At 28.7% G+C, this 244-nt stretch carries 1 protein-coding gene; it reads right to left on the reverse strand.

Going from position 1 to position 244, the window contains the following annotated elements; all coding sequences use genetic code 11:
• The coding region (locus Q0731_RS13150; protein WP_299064825.1) for a transposase at nucleotides 1-244 on the reverse strand (244 nt) is incomplete at both ends.

A 244-nucleotide genomic window follows, 5' to 3' on the forward strand; every position in this document is an offset into this window, starting at 1 on the left:
TTCATATTTTTTCTAACCTTTGTTATAAGGTGAATACCATCTACAAATAATTTATCGAATAAATCTTTTCCAAGATACCCCTTATCTCCGTAAATTTTACCAAATATTTTATCATTAAAAGATTTATTTCGAAGTGGTTTTCTATCATCTACATTGCCTGGAGTAAGCATAAACTCAACTATTTCTCCTTTATCATTGCATACAAGATGTAATTTAAAGCCATAAAACCAACCTAAAGTTCCGT

The organism is uncultured Polaribacter sp., assembly GCF_947497695.1.
Lineage (GTDB): Bacteria > Bacteroidota > Bacteroidia > Flavobacteriales > Flavobacteriaceae > Polaribacter.